17 protein-coding genes are annotated in these 23,029 nt (G+C 52.0%); 14 read left to right on the forward strand and 3 right to left on the reverse strand.

Going from position 1 to position 23,029, the window contains the following annotated elements:
* Nucleotides 1–247: 247 nt before the first annotated feature.
* The 4 genes from rpoB to QBD29_RS03150 all read left to right on the forward strand — a co-directional run bounded on the left by rpoB (nt 248) and on the right by QBD29_RS03150 (nt 10,662).
* Complete coding sequence (gene rpoB / locus QBD29_RS03135; RefSeq protein WP_280099866.1) at nt 248–4,384, forward strand: DNA-directed RNA polymerase subunit beta; 4,137 nt, start codon at nt 248–250, stop codon at nt 4,382–4,384.
* A 47-nt stretch (nt 4,385–4,431) separates the two neighbouring features.
* A complete protein-coding gene (gene rpoC, locus QBD29_RS03140) occupies nt 4,432–8,715 on the forward strand; it encodes a DNA-directed RNA polymerase subunit beta' (protein ID WP_280099867.1) in 4,284 nt (1,427 codons plus the stop codon).
* Between the two features lie 310 nt (nt 8,716–9,025).
* A complete protein-coding gene (gene rlmJ, locus QBD29_RS03145; protein ID WP_280099868.1) occupies nt 9,026–9,919 on the forward strand; it encodes a 23S rRNA (adenine(2030)-N(6))-methyltransferase RlmJ in 894 nt (297 codons plus the stop codon).
* On the forward strand, nt 9,916–10,662 hold the full coding sequence (locus QBD29_RS03150; protein ID WP_280099869.1) for a DUF5131 family protein: 747 nt from the start codon (nt 9,916–9,918) through the stop codon (nt 10,660–10,662). The genes rlmJ and QBD29_RS03150 overlap by 4 nt, the downstream gene beginning before the upstream one ends.
* A 25-nt stretch (nt 10,663–10,687) precedes the next feature.
* On the opposite strand, the gene QBD29_RS03155 is transcribed toward QBD29_RS03150, so the two are convergent.
* On the reverse strand, nt 10,688–11,848 hold the full coding sequence (locus QBD29_RS03155; protein WP_280099870.1) for a M20 aminoacylase family protein: 1,161 nt from the start codon (nt 11,846–11,848) through the stop codon (nt 10,688–10,690).
* 256 nt (nt 11,849–12,104) lie between these two features.
* Between QBD29_RS03155 and QBD29_RS03160 the strand changes: the two genes are divergently transcribed.
* The gene (locus QBD29_RS03160) at nt 12,105–12,437 is read left to right on the forward strand and encodes a hypothetical protein (protein WP_280099871.1); all 333 of its coding nucleotides are present in this window, start codon (nt 12,105–12,107) and stop codon (nt 12,435–12,437) included.
* Between the two features lie 3 nt (nt 12,438–12,440).
* On the opposite strand, the gene QBD29_RS03165 is transcribed toward QBD29_RS03160, so the two are convergent.
* Nucleotides 12,441–13,208: a sterol desaturase family protein gene (locus tag QBD29_RS03165; protein WP_280099872.1), complete on the reverse strand. Its 768-nt coding sequence runs from the start codon at nt 13,206–13,208 to the stop codon at nt 12,441–12,443.
* 136 nt (nt 13,209–13,344) lie between these two features.
* Here QBD29_RS03165 and QBD29_RS03170 point away from each other — a divergent pair, with 136 nt between their 5' ends.
* Nucleotides 13,345–14,022, forward strand: coding sequence for a nitroreductase (locus QBD29_RS03170; RefSeq protein ID WP_280101024.1), 678 nt, complete (start codon nt 13,345–13,347; stop codon nt 14,020–14,022).
* Nucleotides 14,023–14,155: 133 nt separating this feature from the next.
* Nucleotides 14,156–14,956 (forward strand): mechanosensitive ion channel domain-containing protein, encoded by an 801-nt coding sequence (locus QBD29_RS03175; RefSeq protein WP_280099873.1) that lies wholly within the window; start codon nt 14,156–14,158, stop codon nt 14,954–14,956.
* A gap of 82 nt (nt 14,957–15,038) precedes the next feature.
* On the opposite strand, the gene QBD29_RS03180 is transcribed toward QBD29_RS03175, so the two are convergent.
* On the reverse strand, nt 15,039–16,238 hold the full coding sequence (locus QBD29_RS03180; protein WP_280099874.1) for a DUF2235 domain-containing protein: 1,200 nt from the start codon (nt 16,236–16,238) through the stop codon (nt 15,039–15,041).
* A 439-nt stretch (nt 16,239–16,677) separates the two neighbouring features.
* On the opposite strand from QBD29_RS03180, the gene rpsL reads away from it, so the two are divergent.
* The 7 genes from rpsL (at nt 16,678) to rpsJ (ending at nt 23,024) form a co-directional block, all read left to right on the forward strand.
* A complete protein-coding gene (gene rpsL / locus QBD29_RS03185; protein ID WP_280099875.1) occupies nt 16,678–17,049 on the forward strand; it encodes a 30S ribosomal protein S12 in 372 nt (123 codons plus the stop codon).
* A 12-nt stretch (nt 17,050–17,061) separates the two neighbouring features.
* A complete protein-coding gene (gene rpsG / locus QBD29_RS03190) occupies nt 17,062–17,532 on the forward strand; it encodes a 30S ribosomal protein S7 (protein ID WP_280099876.1) in 471 nt (156 codons plus the stop codon).
* A gap of 15 nt (nt 17,533–17,547) precedes the next feature.
* Complete coding sequence (fusA, locus tag QBD29_RS03195; RefSeq protein ID WP_280099877.1) at nt 17,548–19,665, forward strand: elongation factor G; 2,118 nt, start codon at nt 17,548–17,550, stop codon at nt 19,663–19,665.
* An 85-nt stretch (nt 19,666–19,750) separates the two neighbouring features.
* Nucleotides 19,751–20,929, forward strand: coding sequence for an elongation factor Tu (tuf, locus tag QBD29_RS03200; RefSeq protein ID WP_280099878.1), 1,179 nt, complete (start codon nt 19,751–19,753; stop codon nt 20,927–20,929).
* Between the two features lie 70 nt (nt 20,930–20,999).
* A complete protein-coding gene (locus tag QBD29_RS03205; protein ID WP_280099879.1) occupies nt 21,000–21,761 on the forward strand; it encodes a hypothetical protein in 762 nt (253 codons plus the stop codon).
* 30 nt (nt 21,762–21,791) lie between these two features.
* Nucleotides 21,792–22,517, forward strand: a complete 726-nt coding sequence (locus QBD29_RS03210; RefSeq protein WP_280099880.1) for a hypothetical protein — start codon at nt 21,792–21,794, stop codon at nt 22,515–22,517.
* Nucleotides 22,518–22,709: 192 nt separating this feature from the next.
* Nucleotides 22,710–23,024, forward strand: a complete 315-nt coding sequence (gene rpsJ, locus QBD29_RS03215) for a 30S ribosomal protein S10 (RefSeq protein ID WP_280099881.1) — start codon at nt 22,710–22,712, stop codon at nt 23,022–23,024.
* Nucleotides 23,025–23,029: the final 5 nt, after the last annotated feature.

Genomic DNA, 23,029 nt, shown 5'->3' on the forward strand with positions numbered 1-23,029 from the left:
AATTCTGGCTGGATCCGCGATTTCGTGGGTCCAGCCGAAAACGTCTTTGGGGATTGCCCAAGACAGCAGTAGAAAACGCCTCTTTCTAGGCATCCCTGATGTGGGATTTCTTGAAAGACGCGGGGTTGCTCGGGTGCGGAAGGTTGGGTCCTTTTGCAAGAATTGAGCCCCCAGTCTGTGAGTTGGCCCGAACAACCGCCGCCCAACGGTTGTGACAGGTGGACATTAAATAAAGGTGACGACGCGCATGGCTCAGACCCATTCCGGCTTCAAACGCATCCGTAAGTATTTCGGCAAAATCCGTGAAGTATTGGATATGCCAAACCTGATCGAAGTACAGAAAAGCTCTTACGATCTTTTCCTGCGGTCCGGTGATCAAGCAGAACACACAGACGGTGAAGGCATCCAAGGTGTTTTCCAATCGGTGTTCCCGATCAAAGATTTCAATGAAACTGCCATTCTGGAGTTCGTAAAATACGAGCTGGAACGTCCGAAGTACGACGTTGAAGAGTGTCAACAGCGTGACATGACGTACAGTGCGCCGCTGAAGGTGACATTGCGTTTGATCGTGTTTGATGTGGATGAAGATACAGGCGCGAAGTCTGTTAAAGACATCAAAGAACAAGACGTGTTCATGGGCGATATGCCTTTGATGACGCACAACGGTACATTCGTTGTGAACGGCACCGAGCGTGTGATCGTTTCCCAGATGCACAGCTCCCCTGGTGTGTTCTTTGACCACGACAAAGGCAAAACCCATTCGTCTGGTAAGTTGTTGTTCGCATCCCGCATCATCCCATACCGTGGGTCATGGTTGGATTTCGAATTTGACGCCAAAGATGTGGTTTACGCGCGGATCGACCGTCGTCGTAAATTGCCAGTGACAACGTTGTTGTATGCCCTTGGTCTGGACCAAGAAGGCATTTGTGACGCGTATTACGACACCGTGAACTACCGTATGATCAAGAAGAAGAACGGTTGGGCGACCAAATTCTTCCCAGATCGTATTCGTGGCACGAAACCTGCTGCTGATGTGATTGACGCCAAATCTGGTGAAGTGATCGCAGAAGCGGGCAAAAAGGTTACGCCACGCACAGTGAAAAAGCTGAAGGATGATGGCAAAGTCACCGAGATTTTGGTTCCATTCGAAGCGCTTGCAGGTCGTTTTTCTGCGAAAGACATCATCAACGAAGAAACAGGCGAGATCTGGGTCGAAGCGGGTGATGAGCTGACGATCGAATACGACAAAGACGGCGAAATCAACGGCGGTACAATTCCGTTGTTGGTGGAAAATGGTGTCACTGACATCCCAACGCTCGACATCGACAACGTAAATGTTGGCCCTTACATCCGTACAACGATGGCAGTGGACAAAAACGCGGGTCGTGACACAGCGTTGATGGATATCTACCGTGTGATGCGCCCAGGCGAGCCACCCACCGTTGAAGCCGCATCTGCGTTGTTTGATACACTGTTCTTTGATGCAGAGCGTTATGATCTGTCCGCGGTTGGCCGTGTGAAAATGAACATGCGTTTGCAGTTGGATGCCGAAGACACGCAGCGCACATTGCGCAAAGAAGACATCATTGCTGTTGTAAAAGCATTGGTTGATCTGCGTGACGGCAAAGGCGACGTGGACGATATTGACCACCTTGGGAACCGCCGTGTGCGCTCCGTTGGTGAGTTGATGGAAAACCAGTACCGTGTTGGCTTGCTGCGCATGGAACGTGCGATCAAAGAGCGGATGTCATCCGTTGAAATCGACACGATCATGCCGCAAGACCTGATCAACGCGAAACCAGCTGCGGCTGCGGTGCGTGAGTTCTTTGGCTCATCCCAGTTGTCCCAGTTTATGGACCAAACCAACCCATTGTCCGAAGTCACGCACAAGCGCCGCTTGTCCGCGCTTGGGCCTGGGGGTTTGACCCGTGAGCGTGCTGGCTTTGAGGTGCGCGACGTGCATCCAACGCACTATGGTCGGATGTGTCCGATTGAAACACCGGAAGGGCCAAACATTGGTCTGATCAACTCGCTCGCGTCTTTTGCGCGTGTGAACAAATACGGTTTCATCGAAACACCATACCGCCGCGTTGAAAACGGCAAGGTTACAGACGAAGTGCAATACATGTCTGCGACCGAAGAAATGCGTTACACTGTAGCGCAGGCCAACGCGCAATTGGATGAAGACAACAAATTCGTAAACGATCTGGCGTCTTCGCGTCAGGCGGGCGAATATATGCTGACTTCGCCAGACAACATCGATTACATCGACGTTTCCCCAAAACAGCTGGTGTCTGTTGCGGCGTCTTTGATCCCATTCCTTGAAAACGATGACGCCAACCGCGCATTGATGGGGTCAAACATGCAACGTCAGGCTGTTCCATTGTTGCGGGCAGAAGCCCCATACGTTGGTACAGGGATCGAAGAAGTTGTGGCACGGGATTCCGGTGCTGCGATCACTGCGCGCCGCGCAGGTATCATCGACCAAGTTGACGCGATGCGTATTGTTGTGCGTGCGACAGCTGATCTGGAACCTGGTGATCCAGGTGTAGACATCTATCGCCTGCGTAAATTCCAACGCTCTAACCAGAACACATGTATCAACCAGCGCCCATTGGTGAAGGTTGGTGACACCGTGTCCAAAGGCGAAGTTGTTGCCGATGGCCCGTCTACCGATTTGGGTGAATTGGCGCTTGGTAAGAACATCCTCGTCGCGTTTATGCCTTGGAATGGCTACAACTATGAGGACTCCATCCTGATTTCCGAACGGATCGTGAAAGAAGACGTGTTCACATCTGTCCACATCGAAGAATTCGAAGTGGCGGCCCGTGATACGAAACTGGGTCCAGAGGAAATCACACGCGACATTCCAAACGTTGGTGAAGAAGCGCTGCGCAACCTTGATGAGGCTGGTATCGTTTACATCGGTGCGGAAGTTGGCCCTGCGGATATCCTTGTTGGTAAAATCACGCCAAAAGGCGAAAGCCCGATGACGCCAGAAGAAAAGCTGCTGCGCGCCATCTTTGGTGAGAAAGCATCTGATGTGCGTGACACGTCCTTGCGTTTGCCACCAGGGGATTACGGGACTGTTGTTGAAGTTCGCGTGTTCAACCGCCACGGCGTTGAAAAAGACGAACGTGCGCTGCAAATCGAACGCGAAGAAGTCGAGCGTTTGAGCCGTGACCGTGACGATGAGATGGCGATCCTTGATCGGAACATCTATGCGCGTCTGCGGTCCTTGCTGGAAGGCAAGCCAGCGGTCAAAGGTCCAAAAGGCGTTAAAGCTGGTTCGACCATTGATGCTGATCTGCTGGAAGCATTGTCCCGTGGACAGTGGTGGCAATTGGCACTGGGCGATGACAAGGAAGCGGCAGAAGTCGAAGCCTTGAACGCACAGTACGAAGTGCAGAAAAAGGCGCTGGAAGCCCGCTTTGAGGACAAGGTAGAGAAGGTTCGCCGCGGCGACGATCTGCCCCCAGGTGTGATGAAGATGGTTAAAGTGTTCATCGCGGTGAAGCGTAAGCTGCAACCAGGTGACAAAATGGCCGGTCGTCACGGCAACAAAGGTGTTATTTCCCGCGTTGTTCCTGTGGAAGACATGCCGTTCTTGGCCGATGGTACGCCCGTTGATTTCTGTCTGAACCCGCTTGGTGTTCCGTCACGGATGAACGTTGGTCAGATTTTGGAAACACACATGGGTTGGGCCGCGCGCGGCTTGGGCCAGACCATTTCCGAAAGTCTGCGTGATTATCGTCGTACAGGGGATATGACCCCTGTGAAGGATGCCATGAAAGTGGCTTACGGCGAAGATCTGTACAACGAAGTTGTGGCAGACATGAACGACGAACAGTTCCTTGAAGCTGCTGGCAACGTCACGGGGGGTGTTCCAATCGCGACGCCTGTTTTTGACGGTGCGAAAGAAGCAGATGTGAACGACGCGTTGACACGCGCTGGGTTCGAAACCTCTGGTCAGTCCATCGTGTTTGACGGCCGCACAGGCGAGCAGTTCGCACGCCCTGTTACGGTTGGTGTCAAATACCTGCTGAAACTGCATCACCTTGTGGATGACAAAATCCACGCGCGTTCCACTGGTCCATACTCCTTGGTCACACAGCAACCGCTGGGTGGTAAGGCACAGTTCGGTGGTCAGCGTTTTGGTGAGATGGAAGTTTGGGCATTGGAAGCCTACGGCGCCGCTTACACCTTGCAGGAAATGCTGACGGTGAAATCGGATGACGTTGCAGGCCGCACCAAGGTCTATGAAGCCATCGTGAAAGGCGAGGACAACTTCGAAGCTGGTGTTCCAGAATCGTTCAACGTTCTTGTGAAAGAAATCCGCTCGCTCGGCCTGAATGTCGAGCTGCTGGACGCGGAAACAGAGTAAGGCGTTCGCGCCTTACTCCTTTTGGAAATCGAGATTAGGATCAAAAAATGAACCAAGAAATCACGAACAACCCGTTTAATCCGGTCCAGGCCCCACGTACGTTTGACGAGATTAAAATCTCGCTCGCGTCGCCAGAGCGGATTTTGTCTTGGTCTTTCGGCGAAATCAAAAAGCCAGAGACCATCAACTATCGTACGTTCAAGCCAGAGCGCGACGGCCTGTTCTGTGCGCGTATCTTTGGCCCGATCAAAGACTACGAATGTCTGTGCGGTAAATATAAGCGGATGAAGTACCGCGGTGTGACCTGTGAAAAATGTGGTGTTGAAGTTACGCTGCAAAAAGTACGCCGTGAGCGTATGGGCCACATCGAACTGGCTGCACCTGTGGCGCACATCTGGTTCCTGAAATCCCTGCCTTCCCGTATCGGCCTGATGCTGGACATGACCCTGCGCGAGCTGGAGCGTGTGCTGTATTTTGAACAGTATGTGGTGATCGAGCCGGGTCTGACGGACCTGAACTATGGTCAGATGATGAACGAAGAAGAGTACATGGACGCGCAAGACGTCTATGGCGAAGATGCGTTCAACGCGGGTATCGGTGCGGAAGCCATCCGTGAGATGTTGTCCAACATTGATCTGGAAGCAGAAGCGGATCAGCTGCGTGCTGATCTGGCCGAAGCCACTGGTGAGTTGAAGCCAAAGAAGATCATCAAGCGTTTGAAAGTTGTTGAGAGCTTCCTTGAATCTGGCAACCGTCCAGAGTGGATGATCCTGACAGTGATCCCTGTGATCCCACCAGAATTGCGCCCCTTGGTGCCGCTGGATGGTGGTCGTTTTGCGACGTCTGATCTGAACGATCTGTATCGTCGTGTGATCAACCGGAACAACCGTTTGAAGCGTCTGATCGAACTGCGTGCGCCTGATATCATCGTGCGTAACGAAAAACGGATGCTGCAAGAATCTGTGGATGCGTTGTTTGACAACGGCCGCCGTGGCCGTGTGATTACAGGGGCGAACAAACGCCCGCTGAAATCCTTGTCTGACATGCTGAAGGGTAAGCAAGGTCGCTTCCGTCAGAACCTTTTGGGTAAACGGGTCGACTTTTCTGGTCGTTCGGTGATTGTGACGGGTCCAGAATTGAAGCTGCATCAATGTGGTTTGCCCAAGAAGATGGCGCTCGAGCTGTTTAAGCCGTTTATTTACAGCCGTTTGGAGGCCAAAGGCCTGTCATCCACTGTGAAGCAAGCCAAAAAAATCGTGGAAAAGGAACGCCCAGAAGTTTGGGACATCCTTGACGAAGTGATCCGTGAGCATCCGGTTCTTTTGAACCGTGCGCCGACGCTTCACCGTTTGGGTATCCAAGCGTTCGAACCCACGCTGATCGAAGGCAAAGCCATTCAGCTGCACCCGCTGGTGTGTTCCGCGTTTAACGCCGACTTTGACGGTGACCAAATGGCGGTTCACGTTCCCTTGAGCCTTGAGGCTCAGTTGGAAGCGCGTGTTCTGATGATGTCCACGAATAACGTTTTGTCTCCTGCCAACGGTAAGCCGATTATCGTTCCTTCACAGGATATGATTTTGGGTCTGTACTACATCACTATGGAGCGTGAAGGCATGAAAGGTCAGGGTATGACCTTTGCTAACCCGCAAGAAGTGAACCATGCGCTGGACGCTGGGCTGGTACACCTGCATTCCAAGATCAACTGCCGCATGGAGCAGATTGACGAAGAGGGCAATTCGATCTTTGTGCGGTTTGAAACCACACCTGGTCGTGTGCGTCTTGGCTCTATGCTGCCTTTGAACGCAAAAGCGCCGTTTGATATCGTCAACCGTTTGCTGCGTAAGAAGGAAGTGGGCGAGGTCATTGACACCGTGTACCGCTACTGTGGGCAAAAAGAGTCTGTTATCTTCTGTGACCAGATCATGTCTTTGGGCTTTAAAGAAGCGTTTAAGGCAGGGATTTCGTTCGGTAAGGACGACATGGTTATCCCAGACAGCAAATGGCACATCGTGAATGACACACGTGACCAAGTGAAAGAGTTCGAACAACAGTACCTCGACGGTCTGATCACTCAGGGCGAGAAGTACAACAAAGTTGTCGACAGCTGGTCCAAGTGTTCTGACGCAGTTGCGGATGCGATGATGGGCGAAATTTCGGCCATGAAAGTCACAGACGCGGGTGCGGAAGAAGAGCCAAACTCTGTTTACATGATGGCACACTCTGGTGCGCGTGGTTCCCCTGCACAGATGAAGCAGTTGGGCGGTATGCGTGGTCTGATGGCCAAGCCGAACGGCGAGATCATCGAAACGCCGATTATCTCTAACTTTAAAGAAGGTCTGACCGTTTTGGAGTACTTTAACTCCACTCACGGTGCGCGTAAGGGCTTGGCCGATACGGCTTTGAAGACTGCGAACTCTGGTTATCTGACTCGTCGTTTGGTTGACGTTGCGCAAGATTGTATCGTGCGCATGATCGATTGTGGCACAGAGCAGGGCATCACAGCATCTGCAGCCGTCAATGACGGTGAAGTTGTTGCATCCTTGTCCGAGCGTATTTTGGGCCGCGTCACTAATGAAGACGTGATCAACCCAGCCACGGACGAAGTGATTTGCCCTCGTGGTGAGTTGATCGACGAGCGTATGGCTGATCTGATCGAAAACTCTGGCGTTGCCACGTTGTCGATCCGTTCACCGCTGACATGTGAAGCCGAAGACGGCATCTGTGCGACCTGTTATGGCCGCGATCTGGCACGGGGCACGCAAGTGAACCCAGGCGAGGCCGTGGGCATCATCGCGGCGCAGTCCATTGGTGAGCCAGGCACACAGCTGACAATGCGGACATTCCACATTGGTGGTATTGCGCAAGGTGGTCAGCAGTCTTTCCAAGAGGCCAGCGCGGACGGCAAGATTGAGTTGCGCAATGCAAACATTCTGAAAAACCGCGATGGTGAAATGGTTATCATGGGCCGGTCCACCGAGTTGGCGTTGATCGACGAAAATGGGGTGGAGCGTGCGTCGCACAAACTGTCCTATGGTTCGAAGATCATGGTTAAGGATGGCGCGAAAGTGTCCCGTGGCGACAAGCTGTTTGAATGGGATCCGTACACATTGCCGATCATCGCTGAAAAAGACGGTGCGGCGAAGTTTGTGGACCTGGTTCCAGGCATTTCGGTGCGTGATGAAACAGATGACGCAACTGGTATCAGCCAGAAGATCGTGACCGACTGGCGTTCTGCGCCAAAAGGCAGCGATTTGAAGCCTGAGATCATTGTGATGGACGAAAATGGTGATCCTGTGCGCAATGACGCAGGGAACCCAGTGTCCTATGCCATGTCTGTGGACGCTATTTTGTCGGTTGAAGACGGCCAAGACGTGAAAGCGGGTGACGTTGTTGCACGTATCCCACGTGAGGGCGCGAAGACCAAAGACATTACAGGTGGTCTGCCACGGGTTGCGGAATTGTTCGAAGCACGTCGTCCGAAAGACCACGCGATCATCGCCGAAATTGATGGTTACGTGCGCTTTGGCCGCGACTATAAGAACAAGCGTCGCATTTCCATTGAGCCAGCTGATGAGTCCATGGAGCCAGTGGAATACATGGTTCCGAAGGGGAAACACATTCCTGTTCAGGAAGGTGATTTCATCCAAAAAGGCGAGTACATCATGGACGGCAACCCAGCGCCGCATGACATCCTGAACATTATGGGTGTTGAAGCGTTGGCCGATTACATGGTGGACGAGGTTCAGGACGTGTACCGTCTGCAAGGCGTTAAGATCAACGATAAGCATATCGAAGTGATCGTGCGTCAGATGCTGCAAAAATGGGAAATCACCCATTCTGGTGGCACAACCCTGTTGAAGGGTGAGCAGGTGGACAAAGCCGAGTTCGATGAAGTGAACGCAAAAGCCGAGGCCAAAGGTCTGGAGCCAGCCAAGGGTGGCCCAATCCTGTTAGGTATCACCAAGGCGTCTTTGCAAACACGTTCGTTTATCTCTGCGGCGTCGTTCCAAGAAACCACACGTGTTCTGACGGAAGCCTCTGTTCAGGGTAAGCGCGACAAGCTGATTGGTCTGAAAGAGAACGTGATCGTTGGGCGTTTGATCCCAGCGGGTACGGGCGGGGCAACCCATCAGATCAAGAAGATCGCGTCTGATCGGGACAATGTTGTGATCGAAGAAGCAAAAGCCGCTGCGGAAGAAGCAGCAGCACTGCTCGGCCCTGTGGGCGACGACAACATGGAAGGCTTTGCCCCATCTGATGATGGCGTCATGGGCGAAGACATGTCCGCCGGTTTCGGTGAGGGTGGCGACGGTACGGAACAACCGACCTAAGCCTGATCTGACGGTTTAAGCATTGCGAAAGCCCGGCCAGATGGTCGGGCTTTTGTGGTTTTTGGAGGGCGGAGTTGGTGGGGAGCGGCCCCCGATCTGATCGGGGGTGGTGCGGATTTTGGGGTGCGTTCGGTGGAGGATGGTTTGGCGCGTTAGCCATGTTTTAGAAAAAAGCAAACTACCCCGCACCTGAACGACGGAGCAAAGGTTAATGAAAGAGGTTAATGCATTGCATTTGGGAGAGAGGGTGGGTTGATTTTTCTGCAACCCAAAGCAACCATAGGAAGAGTGTTTTGAAAGGAGTATTATTTTGACTATTCATAATTTGGGAGGCAGCTGGACCGAACAGAAACTAAATTGTGTGAAAGGATATGCTGAAGCTTGGGTGAAGGTGATGGAGTCTATTAAAGCGCGTGGTTTTATTGATTCTTACATCTACATCGATGCTTTCTCTGGAACGGGAAAATATCAACATAACGCGCAACCAAATGTAGAGAACGACGACTTCTTTGATACGCCAGAAGAAAAGGAGACTTTGCGTAAAGGATCAGCACAAATTGCTTTGGAAATTTCGCCAAAGTTTGACAAGATTCATCTCATTGAACTTAAGCCTGAATTTGCTCGCGAACTGAAAAACAATTTAGAAAAAAGCGAGGAACATCGCGTAGATATTCATCAAGCTGACGCTAATGAAGCTTTAATAGAAATTTGTGGTGGTTTGGGGCCAAGACAAAGAGCATTGATTTTCATAGACCCGTATGGTTGCGAAGTGGACTGGCAAACGCTTGAGAGAATTGCTGAGAGCAAAGTTGCTGATGTTTGGTACCTCGCTCCATCAGGTGGTATCAACCGTCAACTCTCCAAAAAACCAAGTGAGATTGAAAACTATAAACGTGCTCGATTAAACCGTGCATTAGGAACTGAAGATTGGTTAAGTCACTTCTATGAAGAGGAAACTTATCCCGATCTTTTTGGCAATCGCAATCATTCAAGAAGTGCTGGTGCGAGCGCGGTGGAACAATTTTACATAGAGCGACTTCGAACGATTTTTTCTTACGTTCATCCCGAATGCTTGCAATTGAAGAACAGCAAAAACGGACATATGTTTTCACTCTGTTTTGCTGTTTCAAACGATAGCAAACCAGCTCAAGATGCTGCGAAGCGGATCGCTGGGCATGTTATTAAAAAGTGGAGCAATCGATGACTACAAGTGGAATTGAGTGGACTGATGTTACTTGGAACCCAACTGCAGGATGTTCGATTCTGACAGAAGGATGCACAAATTGCTATGCCATGAGAATGGCGGCTCGTTTGGAAGCGATGGGTGTAGAAAAGTATGCGGGTTTGACAAGAAAGACTGGTGGAAAACATAAGTGGACGGGCGAAATCAGATTAGACCAAAGTTCACTACACATACCATATTCTTGGAAAGCACCTAGAATGGTTTTTGTGAACTCGATGTCTGATCTCTTCCACGAAAAGTTAACGATTTCTGAAATCTCGAGTGTTTGGAAAGTTATGTCTGATTTACCACAACACACGTTTCAGGTTCTAACAAAGAGAGACGAAAGACTTCGCGATGTAACGAAAGAACTCCCTTTGCTTAAAAATGTTTGGCTAGGTGTCAGCATAGAAAGCAAGACCCAACTAAAAAGAATTGAAAACCTGAGAAAAGCAAATTCTTTTGTCAGATTTATTTCTTTTGAACCATTGATTGAAAGCGTTGGGGAACCTGATTTGAAAGGAATTGATTGGGCGATTGTGGGGGGAGAGAGTGGTCCAAATTCACGTCCAATGAGTAAAAATTGGGTCGAGGAACTATATAGAGCAAGTCGAAAATCTGATCTCGCCTTTCACTTTAAACAATGGGGAGGGCCGCAGAAGAAAAGAAACGGCCGCATACTTCATGGCAGGACGTATGATGAGTTCCCTCAAGCAGTAGTGTAGAATCGATCAACTCAATCTCTCCCACCTACCGAGGCTGAACTGTTTCGACCAATTTCGCGAAAAAGCTCGCGCCAATAGGAGCGATTTCGTCGTTGAAATCGTAGTCTGGATGGTGGACAGGAGCGCCGTCGCCTTGGCCAAGGAACAGGTAAGCGCCAGGGCGTTCTTCGAGCATGTAGGCGAAGTCTTCGGCGGGGAAGATGGGGTTGGTGTTTGCGTCGACGTTGGTGTCCCCGACCACAGTGCGTGCAACATTTGCGGCAAGATCTGCTTTTGCTGCATCGTTCACTGTGGGTGGGTAGCCGTATTCGTATTCCAGAGCCACATCCACATCATAGCTGGTGGCAACACCTTCGCAGATTGCGGTCATGCGTTTGGCGATGGTGGCTTGAACAGCTTTGTCAAAAGTGCGCACCGTGCCAGAGATATATGCGGAGTCGGGCACGATGTTATTGGCCGTGCCTGACGTGAATTCGCCTACGGAAATAACTGCTGTGTCCAACCCGCCCAGATTGCGCGAAGAAATGGTTTGAAAGCCCTGAACAATCGCGGTGCCTGCGACCAATGGATCGCGGGTGTTTTCAGGTTGCGCCCCATGCCCACCAGAGCCGTTTATGTTGACATAGAATGTATCCGCGGCGGCCAAAAGAGGGCCGTTTGTGGTGTGAAACGTGCCTTCGTCCGTGCCTGGCATGTTGTGGATGCCGAACACTTGGCTGATGTTGAAGCGATCCATCATGCCTTCGGCGCACATAACCTGACCGCCACCGCCGCCTTCCTCGGCGGGTTGAAAAATCAGGGCCACGCGGCCAGAAAAGTTGCGTGTTTCAACCAGATATTTTGCAGCACCGAGCAGCATTGTGGTGTGTCCGTCATGGCCGCAGGCGTGCATTTTGCCTGTGTGCGTAGACGCATGGTCCGCAGTGCTGTTTTCTGTGATCGGCAGAGCATCCATATCAGCGCGCAGGCCAATTGTGGGGCCATCTGATTGACCGTTGATAATGGCGACCATGCCCGTTTGCGCGATTCCTGTGTGCAATTCATCTACGCCAAATGCGCGGAGTTTTTCTTCGACAAAGGCAGAGGTTTTGTGCAGGTCAAAGCCCAGCTCTGGAATGCTGTGGAGGTGGTGACGCCACTGTTTCATTTCAGGGGCAAGGTCGGCGATACGGTTTACGATGGGCATGAGATGTCCTTTTTCCTTACAGCGTACAATGGAACGGGCGCGTTCACCATAGGGAGGTGCGTGTCGGGTGTCTCGTTGCCGCAAGGTCTGACTTTATGAACAAAAAGTTAACCATGACGCGTCATAGACGACGCGTGTTGGGCGACGCGTCGTGGATAACGCGTCTTTCACAACGCGTCTGGGTTAAGGGATTGGAAACTCTTGGGCGCTATGGTGGCGTTAAACGCGCACCCCCAAACCTGAAAAGGACGCTCAGATGCAACACTATCGCCCCGACCGTTTTTCCGCCGCTTATCTTCATTTCAAGGGGGCAGCGGTATGGGAATGGCTCCATCAACCAGACATCCTGATTGTGCTTGAAACCGCCAGTGTTTTGCGTCGGCCTGCCGTCGAAGGATTGTCACCGCATCTGAAAAAGGCATTTCCAGATCTGGTCACTTGTTTGAAGTTTCGCCAGATGGTTGGCCATATGGTGCGCCAAGTCATGGATGGGCAGGGGTATGCCTTGCACCGTTCAAACGTGCGTATTCCTCAATCTGCCAGCATTTATGGGTATGGTAATGTGTATCGCATCCCGCAGGCCGCCTAGGGATCAGCGTTTTGCCGAGTCCAATTGCCGTGTGCTCAGCCCGAGCTTTTTGGCGTATGTTTCACGTGCCGTGATAAGCCGTGGATCATCCGGGGCCATGCCCAATGTGCGGATAAATTCAGAGCGCGACAGCCGATCACGGGTATCCGGGTCGATTTCGGTTCCCATGGCTCGGTCGATGATTTGGCCGCCCCATGACACGTGATAGTTGCGGGTGAAATCTTTGAAATGATGGATGTTGTGGCGCCGTGTGACGGCCACTTCGGGCATGAATTTGCGGATATTGAGGTGCGCGGTCATATGGTACCACTCATATCCCAGAAACGTGGCCACATGCCCCACGAAAACAAAGGCAACTGCCATGGGCAGGGCGCTGTCAAATCCAAGCAGTGCGAAAACGCCCCAGTAGATGAAAAAACCCGCCATGAGAACGGGTAGCATAAACCAGATCGGCACAAAGAACAGTTTCGGATTTGTTGGAAAATCGTGATGGCCATAGTGGCACAGGTACAAAAGGTTAAACAACCGTTGGTTTTTCGGTGGTGGCAGGTGAAAGGTATACCGGTGGATGTTGTATTCTGTTGTCATTTGTCCTGCGACGCCCGCCAACATCAACAGGATCAAAGCGTTTGACCAATGCGTGGCGCAATACCAAACCGCCCCGAATAAAATGCAGGTCATAATCCAGATCGACGCATGACTGTACAGCAGTCGAAACCGCAGGCCGATGGCGCGGGTTCTTGGGGATAAGGCAGAGGTATCAGCAAACATAGCCTCAACTTACGCCTGTTCCCCCTGTTCTGAGAAGGGGTGACTTTGCGATAACTGGCGACGCTACGGCGTTTTGTCGATCTGTTGACGCCCATGGCCCATCAGGCCAGTGTTTGGCAAAACAGGGAGAGCGATGATGAACCTAGAAGAGGCGATGCAAGATCGGCGCAGCATTCGGGGATTTTTGGACAAACCCGTGCCAAGGCCCTTGCTGGAAGAGATTATCGCTCTGGCCAATCGCGCGCCCAGTTCTATGAACACGCAGCCGTGGCATTTGCATGTGCTGACGGGCGCGCCGCTGGAAGCTGTGCGAAACGGAAATTCCGAACGGATGTTGGCGGGTGTTCCGCCCGTGCGCGAAATTTCGGCCCATGCGGCGTATACGGGCCCGCACCGTGAACGCCAGATTGAAATTGCCGTGCAACTGTTTGAGGCCATGGGCATTGAGCGCCACGACAAAGAGATGCGACAGGATTGGGTCATGCGTGGATTTCGCCAATTCGATGCGCCCGTGTCCATTGTGGTGTGCTTGGACAAAGCGCTTGAACAAGACACCATTGGACATTTCGATTTAGGTGCTGTGACCTATGGCTTGACGCTGGCCGCGTGGTCCAAGGGGCTCGGTTGTGTGATCAATGGGCAGGGTATTATGCAGTCCCCTGTGGTGCGCGAACATGCTGGCATTCCTGATGATCAGATTATCATGACCTGTGTGGCGATGGGCTGGCCAGATGAGGGTTTTGCCGCAAACAGCGTTGTGTCGCGCCGTCGCCCCGTTGATAATGTCACCCGATTTGTCGGCTTTGATGACTAAGGTCCTGTAATCTTACCCGCGGTTCGCTTTCTTGCAGAAATTGGACAACCACGCCGTTGAAATTCGGATTATGATCCCCAAATAGGGTCCAATGCCGTTTGGGCATAAGAAACTGATTTGGGGGAAAAATCACATGGAAACGATGTCTTCTTGGGGGGCGTGGGCCTCTGGCAATGGGATGAACATTTTATACGCGATTATTATTATTCTGGTCGCGCTTTGGCTGTCGGGGTTTGTCAAAGCGATGATCGTGCGTATGGGCAAAAGCTATGAAGCGCTTGATGAAACGCTGTTCCATTTTTTAGGATCGTTGGCGCGATATGCTGTTTTGGCTTTTGCAGGCATCGCTGTTTTAGGACGGTTTGGCGTTGAAACCACTTCGCTTGTGGCGCTGATCGGTGCAGCGGGTTTGGCCATTGGTTTGGCGTTGCAAGGCACGTTGTCGAATTTGGCCGCAGGAGTCATGTTGTTGATGTTCCGCCCGTTCAAAGTGGGTGACTTTGTGGATGTGGCAGGCACAGGGGGCAAAGTGGAAGGCATCACATTGTTCACCACGGATTTGGTGACGTTTGACAATCAACAAATCATCGTTCCGAACGCCGAAATCTGGGGCACAAAAATCACCAACCATTCTCATCACCCTGTGCGTGGTGTGGATATGATTGTGAACGTGGCCTACGGCACGGATATCAAAAAGGCCAAGGCGTCTATTGCCAAGGTTTTGGAAGCAAACGCAAATGTGTTGGCAGAGCCTGCGCCGTTTGTCGAAGTGGAAAGCCTTGGGGCATCTTCCGTTGATATTCTGGTGCGTCCGTTCGCCCAAGGGGCTCATTATTTCGATGTGAAATATTCACTGCCCCAAGAGGTGTATGAACAGTTCAAGAAGGACAAAATCGAAATCCCGTTTCAACAGATTGTCGTTCACAACGCGTAAGGTTTGCTTGTAACGAGTATCTGATTTCCGAAAGGGCCGCGCGGTATGCGCGGCCCTTTTTGGTTTTGCGGGCCTGTGTGGACTAGAACGGTTTCAAATTTGGCGGATCGTAGGTGTTGGCTTTATCCGCCCGGCGTTCAAGTGCGGTTGGATGAATGTCAGACTCAGGCGGGATGTAGCGGTATTGGCCCCATGGGATGTAATATCCAAGGATCGACCATTGTTTGGGCCAGCGGCATCGGCGACGTAAACGAGGGAAAATTTCGAGGATGAACCACCCTTTTTTCATCTGACTGTGCAAAGGGGCGGATGGATCGGGCTTGGAAACCGTGAGGCCCATTTTCGCCGTAACTTTATCCTCTTTACCCAAGACATAGCGGTTGTAGCTGATGGTGCGGAAGGCAAGTTTATCGACTTTGAGCCCATCGAGTTCTTGGCGCATCCAGTTCATGGTAATTTTGGCAAGGCCTGCTTCGGGTTCATAGACGCTGCCTGCGACATCTGTGTGCGTGCCTGCAAACCAGACTTGTTTCACGTCTTGGTCTGGCGGGTTCTTTTTGGATTTGAACCGATTACCGTAATATTTTTGCCCTTCGGTCCAGAACTGGTGCCGGAAAAAGCGGCGGGTTTCGTCGATGGCCAACACGTGGCGCACGGATTCCACTGATGGGTTTTCATCGACGCTGGAATGTGTGCCGTATTGGATGAACGTGCCCTTGCCGAGTTTGACACGCAACAGCGAGCTGACGGTATCCCACAGGCCCAAGAAACGGATCGCGGGGTAGCGCATGGTAAAGGCATGTTCGAGCATTCGAATTTTGGCATAAGCCTTGCGATCATCTGCGTTGCTGATGGCGCGCCATGCGCGAAACACAGGGGCGACGAGGTGAAATTCCTGAGGGTCCACGAGGCCGAAATCATTGATGAACCCCGCCAACGCACGGGCGGTATAGGCGCCACGAGAATAGCCAAAGAAGTAGAGGCGATCCCCGTCGATATTGTTCTTTTTGTCGCCTTCTTGGTAGTGGCGGCACAAAAATTCATAAGCGCGTAGGACGTTGGTTTCGAGCCCTGCGCCAAAAATCAGCCCAGCGATAAGTTTGGGTTTGGACCAGAACAATTTGGCAAAGGGGTTGGTGTCCATTGTGCCGACACCAGGATGATAATAGACCAGCTGATCTTCGGATCGTTCCAGCGTTTTATAAAGGCGAAGAACGTTCGATTCATTGGTTTCAATTTCGTTTCCCGTGCCATCGAGGCACACGATAATCTTGCGCGACATGGGGTAAATCCTTAACTCTCAAAATATGGAGCCTAGGCTAGCGTGGTTGGGCTATCTGCTCAACTGTTAATAGTTGTGGGATTTGTTGAGCCCGGCGACGCATGGGCAACACCTGCGGTGCGTCGAGCCATGATTTCAGTCTCTGGGTAAATGGGGCGGCTGGTATTGTGATTGGGTGGCCTGTTTGATTAGCGGTTAACCCCACCCCTGTTGACACACAAACCGACTCCCCCTATACGCGCGGCACACGGAATGGTTCCTGTCTTGGGAATCGTTTCTAGCCATAATTTGGCGGTCATGATCCGAGTGTAGTCTCCGATCCTCTGGTATTTAACCGCGGTTGTTCATCCACTTGTGTGCGAGCAGCCGTGTTCGCGGTGTTTGATCGACAGATCAAGCGCCATTTCGAGTTTGAAATAGGTATAACGGGAGTATCCGAATGCCAACAATCCAACAGCTGATCCGCAAGCCGCGCCAGCCGAAAGTTAAAAGATCCAAGTCGTTGCACTTGCAATCTTGTCCGCAAAAACGGGGTGTATGTACCCGCGTTTATACAACAACACCTAAGAAGCCGAACTCCGCTATGCGTAAGGTTGCCAAAGTGCGCCTGACAAATGGTTTTGAGGTTATCTCTTACATCCCAGGTGAAAGCCACAACCTTCAGGAACACTCTGTGGTTCTGATCCGTGGCGGCCGTGTAAAAGACCTTCCGGGTGTCCGTTACCACATCCTGCGCGGTGTGTTGGATACCCAAGGTGTTAAAGATCGTAAACAACGTCGTTCGAAATACGGCGCGAAGAAGCCGAAGTAAGGATTTCAAGATATGTCTAGACGCCACCGCGCCGAAAAACGTGAAATTCTGCCAGACGCAAAATTTCATGACCGCGTTCTCTCTAAGTTCATGAACAACCTCATGCTGGACGGCAAAAAGTCCGCTGCTGAGCGTATTGTTTATGGTGCGCTTGACCGCGTAGAAGAGAAAACAAAACGTGCTCCTGTGGAAGTATTCCACGAAGCGCTCGACAACATCAAACCTGCCGTGGAAGTTCGCTCCCGCCGTGTAGGTGGTGCCACATATCAGGTGCCTGTTGAAGTGCGCCCTGAGCGCCGCGAAGCCTTGGCCATCCGCTGGTTGATCAAAGCGTCGCGCACACGCAACGAGAACACAATGGAAGAACGCCTTGCATCAGAATTGATGGATGCCGTGAACTCCCGTGGTTCCGCTGTGAAAAAGCGTGAAGACACGCATAAAATGGCAGAGGCGAACAAAGCGTTCAGCCACTACCGCTGGTAAGAGGATCACACCAAAATGGCACGTGAATATCCACTCGAACTGTACCGCAACTTTGGTATCATGGCGCACATCGACGCCGGTAAAACCACATGTTCGGAACGTATCCTGTATTACACAGGTAAAGAGCATAACATTGGCGAAGTTCATGATGGCGCAGCCACAATGGACTGGATGGAGCAAGAGCAAGAGCGTGGCATCACGATCACCTCTGCGGCGACAACTACATTCTGGGAGCGTACCGAAGACGGCACAACTCCAGACACGCCTAAGCACCGTTTGAACATCATCGATACACCAGGCCACGTTGACTTCACAATCGAAGTTGAGCGGTCCTTGGCGGTTCTTGATGGCGCGGTTTGTGTTCTGGACGCCAACGCTGGTGTTGAGCCGCAAACAGAAACTGTTTGGCGTCAGGCTGACCGTTACAAAGTTCCACGTATGGTCTTTGTTAACAAAATGGACAAAATCGGCGCTGACTTCTTCAACTGTGTGAACATGATTGAAGAGCGTACAGGTGCGGTTGCCGTTCCTGTTGCTTTCCCAATCGGTGCTGAAACCGAGCTGGAAGGTTTGGTTGATCTGGTCACTATGGAAGAGTGGTTGTGGCAGGGTGAAGATCTGGGCGCGTCCTGGGTTAAAGCTCCGATCCGTGATGAGTTGCAAGCAACTGCGGAAGAATGGCGCAACAAGCTGGTTGAGAACGCCGTTGAAATGGACGACGACGCGATGGAAGCGTACCTTGAAGGTAACGAGCCAGACGTTGCAACACTGCGCAAGCTGATCCGTAAGGGTACATTGTCCTTGTCATTCGTTCCTGTTTTGGGCGGCTCTGCGTTCAAAAACAAAGGTGTTCAGCCGCTGTTGAACGCTGTGATCGACTATCTGCCGTCCCCATTGGACGTTGTTGATTACATGGGCTTTAAGCCAGGTGACGAAACAGAAACTCGTGACATCCCGCGTCGTGCGGATGATGACATGGCGTTTTCTGGCCTTGCGTTTAAAATCATGAACGACCCGTTTGTGGGTTCCTTGACGTTCACACGTATCTACTCTGGTACGCTGAACAAAGGCGACACAATGCTCAACTCTACTAAGGGTAAAAAAGAGCGTGTTGGTCGTATGATGATGATGCACTCCATTGATCGCGAAGAGATCACGGAAGCATTCGCTGGTGACATTATCGCGCTTGCAGGTCTGAAAGACACAACAACAGGTGACACCATCTGTGCTGTGAACGATCCTGTGGTTCTTGAAACAATGACATTCCCAGATCCTGTGATCGAGATTGCCGTTGAGCCAAAAACAAAAGCCGACCAAGAGAAAATGTCGCAAGGCTTGGGCCGTTTGGCTGCTGAAGATCCATCCTTCCGCGTGGAAACTGATCTGGAATCAGGTCAGACCATCATGAAGGGTATGGGCGAATTGCACTTGGACATCCTCGTGGATCGTCTGAAGCGTGAGTTCAAAGTTGAAGCGAACATCGGTGCGCCTCAGGTTGCATATCGTGAGACAATTTCTCATGAGGCTGAAATCACTTACACCCACAAAAAGCAGTCTGGTGGTTCTGGCCAGTATGCTGAGGTGAAGATGAACATCATCCCAACCGAGCCAGGCGAGGGTTACTCTTTTGAATCCAAGATCGTTGGTGGTGCTATTCCGAAGGAATACATCCCAGGTGTTGAAAAAGGCATCGAATCTGTGATGGACAGCGGCCCATTGGCTGGCTTCCCCGTGATCGACTTCAAGGTTGAACTGATCGACGGTAAATTCCACGACGTTGACTCCAGCGTTATGGCGTTTGAAATCGCAGGTCGCATGGGTATGCGCGAAGGCATGAAAAAAGCCGGCGCGAAAATGCTCGAGCCGATCATGAAAGTTGAAGTTGTGACACCTGATGAATACACAGGTGGTATCATCGGTGATCTGACATCCCGTCGTGGGCAGGTTCAGGGTCAGGAAACACGCGGTAACGCAATTGCAATCGACGCACGTGTGCCACTGGCAAACATGTTCGGTTACATCAACACATTGCGGTCCATGTCTTCTGGTCGTGCGAACTTCACCATGCAGTTCTCACACTACGAAGCCGTTCCATCGAACATCTCAGAAGAGATTCAATCGAAATACGCATAATCGGTGCGGCGGGGATAACCCCGCCCTACCACAACCCGTAGGGCGGGGATCACCTCGCCACCCGTAAAATAGAAGGAGCCTTAAGATGGCAAAAGAGAAGTTTGAACGTAATAAGCCGCACGTAAACATCGGCACGATTGGCCACGTTGACCACGGTAAGACAACGTTGACAGCTGCGATTACAAAGCAGTTTTCGAATGAGTTTAAAGCCTACGACGAGATCGACGGCGCGCCAGAAGAAAAAGCCCGTGGGATCACCATTTCCACAGCGCACGTTGAGTATGAGACTGAAGGTCGTCACTACGCCCACGTTGATTGCCCAGGCCACGCTGACTATGTGAAAAACATGATCACGGGTGCGGCGCAGATGGACGGCGCGATCTTGGTTGTGAACGCGGCTGATGGCCCTATGCCACAAACACGCGAGCACATCTTGCTGGGTCGCCAGGTTGGCATCCCGCACATGGTTGTGTTCATGAACAAAGTGGACCAAGTGGACGACGAAGAGCTGCTGGAACTCGTTGAAATGGAGATCCGTGAGCTGTTGTCCGAGTACGATTACCCAGGTGATGATATCCCAATCATCGCGGGCTCTGCTCTGGCTGCTTTGGAAGACCGCGACGACAACATTGGTAAAGACAAGATCGCTGAGCTGATGGCGGCTGTGGATGAGTACATCCCGACACCCGCCCGTGCGGTTGACCAGCCGTTCCTGATGCCAATCGAGGACGTGTTCTCAATCTCTGGCCGTGGTACAGTTGTAACAGGCCGTGTAGAGCGTGGCGCGATCAACGTTGGCGACAGCATCGAGATCGTTGGTATCAAAGACACGACAACAACCACATGTACGGGTGTTGAAATGTTCCGCAAGCTGCTGGATCGCGGTGAAGCAGGCGACAACATCGGCGCGTTGCTGCGTGGTGTTGACCGTGATGCGGTTGAGCGTGGTCAGGTATTGTGTGCGCCGGGTTCTGTGAACCCACACACAAAGTTCGAAGCTGAGGTTTACATCTTGACCAAAGAAGAGGGTGGCCGTCACACGCCGTTCTTTGCGAACTACCGTCCACAGTTCTACTTCCGTACAACGGACGTGACAGGCACAGTTGAGCTGCCATCTGGCACAGAAATGGTGATGCCGGGCGATAACCTGAAGTTCAACGTTGAGCTGATCGCCCCAATCGCGATGGAACAAGGCCTGCGCTTTGCGATCCGCGAAGGCGGCCGCACAGTGGGCTCCGGTGTTGTGTCCAAAATCAACGAGTAAGCCTTAGGCTGATCGAATTAGAAGGGCGCGTGAGCAATCACGCGCCCTTTTGCATTTGGGGGAAGAAAAGATGTTTGGGCGTCTGTTTTTAAGGTACATGCCGTGGTGGGCGTTTCTGCCGATCCTGTTCGTTATGGTGCCTTTGGCGATTTCGACGGTCAAAGACTATCTGGCCCTGCGCGCAGGATTAGACGCGGCCAAGTCAGCGCCCGCCCCAGAGGTGCGCCCCCTGTCCGATTTTTCGCTTGATCCAGCGCGAACCGGCGCGGTGGAAGTGGCTGTATTGGGGCAGTACAAAGGGTTCGCGCGGGGTATTGAAGCGGGTAAAATTGATTTTGCTTTTGCTCTGCTGGAGCCGTTGGACGGAGAAGGGGCCACGGTTGCGTTGGTAAGTGAAGGGTATCTATTTGACCTGCTATTGGAACGAATTGCAAAGGCCAAAGTAGATGGAGGCGCGAGCCTGATCCGTGGGTTTGAAGAAAAGGATCATAGGTTCAAATCCCGTATTGAACGCGCGTTGAAAGACGCAGGACAAACGCGGCACGTTTATGTTGTGGAGCCCTATTGGGGCACGCGGGACGCGGCGTTGGATGGGCGACTTGGATCGAACTTGTTGCTTGTGTTTGTTTCGGTCGGGTTCACAGTCATCTTTGCCCTGATCTCTGGTACAAAGTTGGTGCGGTGGATTTTACGGGTGCGTGCCAAGCAAGGAGAGGTGCGACTGACTGACGTGGATGGAGAGCCGAACAAGAAACGATCCATCCCGCACACGTCTGCGCGGGAAGAAACACGATCTGATGATGACACACCTGTGATGCGCCGACGGCGTTGAAACGGAGTTACAGGGCAAGTGTTTGGATGGATGAAAAAGTTGCGCGCTGGGGGGCATACGCATAGCCCGCCGTTGGACAAACAGGCACGAGCTGATTGGATCAAGGCACAACAGGCCAATTGGCAGGTCCAATGGCATGACCTATTTGACGCTGATCCGTTTCTAGGCCGATCCGTTTCGAGCGATCGCCCCGACCCGATGCCCGACACACTTGATGACGATTACCGTCTGATCTTTGATCTGTCTCAGGCACACCCCAAGACACAAGCGGCGTGTTTCGCGGTATTCCCCCACGGCACAGAAATGCACGCCCGGTTTGACGCGTTCAGAGTGCGCAAGCCAGTTGCTATGTCTGAAACAGCGGCAAGACAGGCCCTAGCGGAAGTGATCGCGCTTGTTCAAAAGATCGGCCCGAATGAAGACGTGGATTTTTCCAAGGTTGAAGTGGTGGATCGGGATACGGAGGATGGGCTTGCAGCGCTGTCGTTTGTGGATGAAATCAACATCCTTTTGGAAGAGAGTCTGCTGGAACCACGTCCTGTCCGAGATATGGCCCACACGGCGGCAGAACGTTTCTTGCGAGAGCCGTTGTACGCAATGGCAGGGAATTATTATCAACTGCATACATGGGTGACGGGTGTTCTGATCGGGGGGGATAAAGATTTGCTGTTCACGGTCTTGTATGAGATGTGGCACGGGGGCTGGCAGGTTTTTGTCGGGGATGAGGGTGTTGTATTGGCCAAGCGGCGGGTGTGACACCTGCACAAAGGGATGTGAAAAAATCCACGATTTTCCCTTGCTTTCATAAGCGACTCACCCTAAACGGGCCAAGTCCTGAGAGGGTGCGTTTCGCGTGCCCTTTTTTGGTTCACATACGATGCGATGAGGGTTGGCGGTGGTCGTCTGTCCTCCTCTCCATGGAAATCCCTAATTCAAGGGGTATGTTTTATGGCAGTACAAAGCCAAAATATCCGAATTCGGCTGAAAGCGTTTGATTACCGTGTTCTGGATGCGTCCACACAGGAAATCGTAAACACAGCCAAGCGCACTGGCGCACAGGTTCGTGGTCCTATTCCACTTCCTAATCACATCGAAAAGTACACGGTTCTGCGTGGTCCACACGTAAACAAAAAGTCCCGTGAGCAGTTCGAAATCCGCACGCACAAGCGTTTGCTCGACATCGTTGACCCAACTCCACAAACAGTAGACGCGCTGATGAAGCTCGATCTGGCTGCTGGTGTGGATGTTGAGATCAAGCTTTAAGGGAG

Source organism: Amylibacter sp. IMCC11727 (assembly GCF_029854195.1).
GTDB lineage: Bacteria > Pseudomonadota > Alphaproteobacteria > Rhodobacterales > Rhodobacteraceae > Amylibacter.